This window comes from Flavobacterium psychraerolatum, from assembly GCF_025960985.1.
Taxonomy (GTDB): Bacteria; Bacteroidota; Bacteroidia; order Flavobacteriales; family Flavobacteriaceae; genus Flavobacterium.
The window spans coordinates 1-4,777 of the sequence record NZ_JAOQMX010000082.1 but is presented as its reverse complement, the minus strand read 5'-3'; the positions used below and the strand labels follow the sequence as shown (position 1 = coordinate 4,777).

Sequence of the window (4,777 nt, the reverse complement as noted above, 5' to 3'; positions counted from 1 at the left end):
GGTACTCTCTTCTTTTTTCTCAGCGCTTTCTCTGGCGTATCCTGCTTTTCCGTTGGCGAAAATTCCAATCAAAACAATGAATAAACCGACAATAATTAAAGTTAATTTGTTGGCAGGAGGAAGGTCTTCTACAATAAATGGAAGTAGAGAACCTACCAAAATCACGGTTCCGATGAATAACGAAAATCCTAATGAAAGACCGATGTAGTTGATGGCTTTACTCCACATCATCACTCCGATTCCCCAAAGGAAACTAGCCAATCCCATTTTGACTAAAATATCTGTTGGCATTTCGCTAAAAATGGTCGAAAAACCATCAATTAATGTAACCGATGCGATGATAGGTACAACGAACATGGTTAGTAAAAAGAATAAACTCCAAGTGTTTTCGTATTTGAAATCCTTGGTGAATTTTTCTGGTAGCGCGTATAAGCCAAGCATCAAGCCTGCAAATATGGCTAATAATATTCCTTCGATCATAATTTTTGTATTGTGTGGTAGTTAAAATATTTGGTCCTTATAGTTTAGAAAGATAGTTTAAAAACAGTTTCACTTTCGAATGTTTCTCCTGCTTTTGTGATGCATTTTGGAGCATTTTCCATGTTGATTCCGTTTGGATAACGATGAGTTTCACAACAGAAAGCACGGAATTTTCCAAATTGTTCTCCTGTTTCTCTCACAATGGCATCCGAAGTGTATTTTCCGGTGTAGAATAACATACCAGGTTCTGAACTGCTAATTTCTAGTTTGCGACCGTTTGCAGGACAATTGATTTCGGCTACTTTTTCGAGTTCGAAATTGTTTTTATCGAAAATATAGTAGTGCTCAAAACCGTCATTCATTTTAATATGAACATCTTTGATCGTTTGAGTAGTTCTTAAATCATCTTTTTGTCCATCAAGGTTCACGATTTCGCCTGTTGCAGCTCCAGTGTCATCCATGGATAGTTTTTTGCCAGCTTGTACTTGAACCGAATGGTGCTCGATAGAATCTGCAAATCCTGATAGGTTGAAATAAGTATGATTTGTCAATGATAGGGGAGTGTCAGCATCAGGATTGGCTTGGTATTTAATGCTTAATTCGTTGGCATTATTCAAACTAAATGAAACTTGTATTACTACATTTCCTGGGAAACCTTCTTCAAGATGGTTGCTTATAAGTGACATTTTGACCCCTGTGGCATCCTTAAGGTTAGAAGTTTCTACGGTCCATATTTTTTTGTCAAAGCCAAGAACACCTCCATGTAAATTATTGTCACCGCAGTTTGGTGCCAACTCGTATTGTTTTCCATTTAAGGTAAATTTAGCATCTTTGATTTGCGAAGAATAACGTCCAACGATGGATCCAAAATAAGGAGCATTTGCAGCGTAATCTTTAGAAAAGTAATTATCAAAATTTTCAAATCCACATACCAATTCATCTCTTGTTCCATCTTGATTAGGAACCGTAATTGACGTTATTGTAGAACCATAATTCATGATTTTTACGGTCATACCGTTATCATTTGTTAAGGTGAATAAATCAATTTCTTGATTGTTATGGGTGGCAAAATTGCTTTTGGTTGCTTGCATTGTGGTTGTTTTTTGGTGTTAATAGAATTAGTTTTGTTCGAAAGGCGCTAATTTATTCCAATCGAATATAACTCCAGTACCAGGATAATCTGGTGCTACAGCTCTATGATTTTCTACCACTAAAGGACGAGTGGTGTACTCATCAATTGGGAAACTATGCACTTCTAGCCATCCTGAATTAGGTTGTGCCGAAACCAAACTTACATGTAGCTCTTGCATACCGTGAGAACAAGCAGGAATATTATGTTTGTCTGCTAATCGTGCAGCTGCCAACCATCCTGTAATTCCGCCACAATTGGAAGCATCAGGTTGGATAAATGATAATTTGGCTTGGTCAAAAGCATACTCAAATTCGTGAATCGTATGTAAGTTTTCGCCCATTGCCAAAGGAAAACCGGTTTGGTCAACAATTTCGCCATATCCTTTGTAATCGTCTGGAATAATTGGCTCTTCAAACCAAGTGATATTTTGGTCTTTAAAACCTTCGATAGCACGAATGGCTTTTTCTTTCGACATTGAATAATTGGCATCTACCATAAAAGTAACTTCTGGACCAACAAATTCACGTACGGCTCTGATACGCTCTAAATCTTCTTCAAGATTTTCACGACCAATTTTGATTTTCACAGCAGTGAAACCTCTTTCCATGTAACCTTTCATGTTGTTCAAAAGCTTTTCGATAGGAAACATTAAATCGATTCCGCCACAATAGGCTTTACATGTATTTCCTTGTCCACCAGCCATTTTCCATAACGGTAAACCAGCTTTTTTACATTTTATATCCCAAAGGGCAATATCGATAGTCGAAATAGCAAAAGAAGCAATTCCGCCACGACCTACGTAATGTACGTGCCATTCCATGAAATCGTAGATTCCGTCAATGTCTGTTCCGTCTTTCCCAACTAAAACGGAAGCAAAATCATGCTCCACCATAGCCTTTATGGAATGACCACCTTTTCCACCTGTGTAGGTATATCCAGTTCCTTCTGATCCATCTTCAAGAGTGATCGTCGTAGTAATTAATTCAAAATGAGAATGATCACCATGTTTGGCATCATTTAATATTTCTGGTAAAGGCACTTTGAACAATTGTACTTTTACATTTTTTATAGCTGTATTCATGTTTGTCTATTTAAATTTTTTAAACTTTTATTTCTTTTTAGATTTCAGATTTCGAATAATAAGAATCGTATCTGCTTCTCCACGCCAAGGTTGCCAAGGCCAAAAATTATCTTTTATTTTTTCGTATTTTCTTTCTTCCGAAAATTCACCCGTATAGGTGTTGAACCATTGCTGTGTAGCATTTGCACTAGAAAAATCCTTGTTTATTAGGCCATCAAACATAATGGTGAAATTTTCCTTAGGCATAAACAGCATAATAATACCTTCTTTTTCATTACTCAAATTATAACCGCTTCCATTATTATTAGGGGAGGGCTTGAAGTTTTCAATATTGAAAGTATCGTATAATTTTCGCATATGCGAAAAATAATCAAAACGCGGTTTGTAAACGCCTCGGGGTTGTTCAAAAGGATTGTGAATTATGGCATTCCAAGAAGTTCCTTGCCAATAATAGGTACTGTACGCACCTGCAAAAAAGCACATGTAATTTCGTCTTAAACAAGATTCGGCATTGGTATAAGCGCCAGGAAAAACCTTGTATGGTGCTTCTTCATAACCGCCGTGTTCGATGTTGAAAATAGGTTTGTTGGGGAAATCAGTACGGGCATCTATCATATGCTGATAGAGGGTGTGTCTCCAGTTTTGAGTCGAAATAAAATCGACTTCATCGGGATGATTTCTGCAAAAACCATAGTCATGTACAGAGATTAGCCTTTGGTAGCCATCTAGTTTTTTGGTACGAGCGATACGTTCAGATATGTATTTATTGGTCGCTCTGCCATAATGCAAAGCCTCTTTGGATACATCCCAAATCATATTCGGGAACGCTTGGTAGCGTTTGATCACATAATCGTAATACCTATTGTCTTCTGGAGAATTCATTTCTGGCCATGCGACTTTTTTGTTCCAAACATAAATCATCAAATGACTCACCAATTCTTTATCGTGCATCGAAGCAATTACTTTGTCAAAATGATCAAAAAAAGCAACGTTGAGCGAACTAAAATCGGGTTTCGAATTTGAGCCTAAAAAAGGAAACATCTTTTCGCTTCCGCCGTATTCATGTTCTGGATGTTGAGCTAGTAAAGGATCTTTGGGCCATGAAACATCATAGGTGTACAGATTCATTACAATTTGGCTAAAACCATTTTGACGAATCGTTTCTAGCAATTGATTGGTTTTGGATAGTTCTTTTTGACCGTAATCAAGAGCAAATAACCAATCGCATTCAAAAGCCAAATTGCTGTAATGTTTGCCATCTTGGTAGAAAAAATGCTGTGGATTTTCCTTAGAAGTAGTTATACCTCCATGACGGTCTTTTTTAGTGTTTTTAAGAATCGAAATACTACCTTTTTTACCCGACAATTCTTTTATATCACCAGTAATACTAAAGTTCTTAATTCCTTCAGAGGCACTTGAATAGCGCAATACCCAAGTGTTATTTCCGTTAAAAAATAAAGGAACTCTTTGCGATTCTCCATTAGCATTTACAAGTGCAAATACATTTTTATCGAAAGGAGCTTCGACTTTGTTTTTCAAATGAAAAACAAGATCATTTACTTCCCATTGTGGAATCGTAATCAAAGTGTTGGCTTTGGGATTGTCCCATTTTTTTATTTGTGCTTTCGAAAATGAAAAAGCGCAACAAACAAAGAGTATAATGATTTTGTTTTTCATAAGAAAATTGAAATTTAAGCTTTATGTCTGATGTAGAAAGTTTTCTTTTCTAAATATTGTTCAAAACCATATTTTCCGTCTTCACCACCAGAACCAGATAATTTGTATCCGTTATGGAAACCTTGGTGTTGCTCACCATGACCACGATTTACATATATTTCTCCGTATTCCAATTCGTCATTACATTTCATGATAGTACTCATGTCATTGGTGAAAACCATTGCAGCCAAACCATATTCGCAGTCATTTGCATAACCAATCACTTCTTCAAAAGTTTTGAATTTAAGTACTGGTAATATTGGACCAAAAGACTCTTCATGAACAATAGTCATATCTTGTGTTACATTGGTCAAAATAGTTGGTTCAAACCAATATCCTTTTTCAAATCCAGGACCTGTTGGTTTGTT

Annotated in this window: 5 protein-coding genes; all 5 read right to left on the bottom strand. The window is 36.4% G+C overall.

The genetic code is table 11. The features are described from left to right. Positions 1 to 480 (bottom strand): L-rhamnose/proton symporter RhaT (locus M2326_RS17340; RefSeq protein WP_319800852.1); only part of this gene is annotated, 480 nt, incomplete at its 3' end. Between the two features lie 44 nt (positions 481 to 524). Beyond that, positions 525 to 1,571 (bottom strand): aldose epimerase family protein, encoded by a 1,047-nt coding sequence (locus M2326_RS17335; RefSeq protein ID WP_264620803.1) that lies wholly within the window; start codon positions 1,569 to 1,571, stop codon positions 525 to 527. A gap of 27 nt (positions 1,572 to 1,598) precedes the next feature. Next, entirely contained in the window at positions 1,599 to 2,693 is a 1,095-nt protein-coding gene (locus M2326_RS17330) for a mandelate racemase/muconate lactonizing enzyme family protein (protein WP_264620802.1), read from the bottom strand. A gap of 27 nt (positions 2,694 to 2,720) precedes the next feature. Continuing rightward, on the bottom strand, positions 2,721 to 4,370 hold the full coding sequence (locus tag M2326_RS17325) for an apiosidase-like domain-containing protein (protein ID WP_264620801.1): 1,650 nt from the start codon (positions 4,368 to 4,370) through the stop codon (positions 2,721 to 2,723). Positions 4,371 to 4,384: 14 nt separating this feature from the next. Then, on the bottom strand, positions 4,385 to 4,777 hold a 393-nt coding region (locus M2326_RS17320; protein ID WP_264620800.1), incomplete at its 5' end, for an aldehyde dehydrogenase family protein.

What these genes read in the sequence shown, in the direction of transcription:
- M2326_RS17330 (WP_264620802.1), bottom strand. Translation starts at nt 2,693, where the DNA reads ATGAATACAGCTATAAAAAATGTAAAAGTACAATTGTTCAAAGTGCCT.
- M2326_RS17335 (WP_264620803.1), bottom strand. Translation starts at nt 1,571, where the DNA reads ATGCAAGCAACCAAAAGCAATTTTGCCACCCATAACAATCAAGAAATT.
- M2326_RS17325 (WP_264620801.1), bottom strand. Translation starts at nt 4,370, where the DNA reads ATGAAAAACAAAATCATTATACTCTTTGTTTGTTGCGCTTTTTCATTT.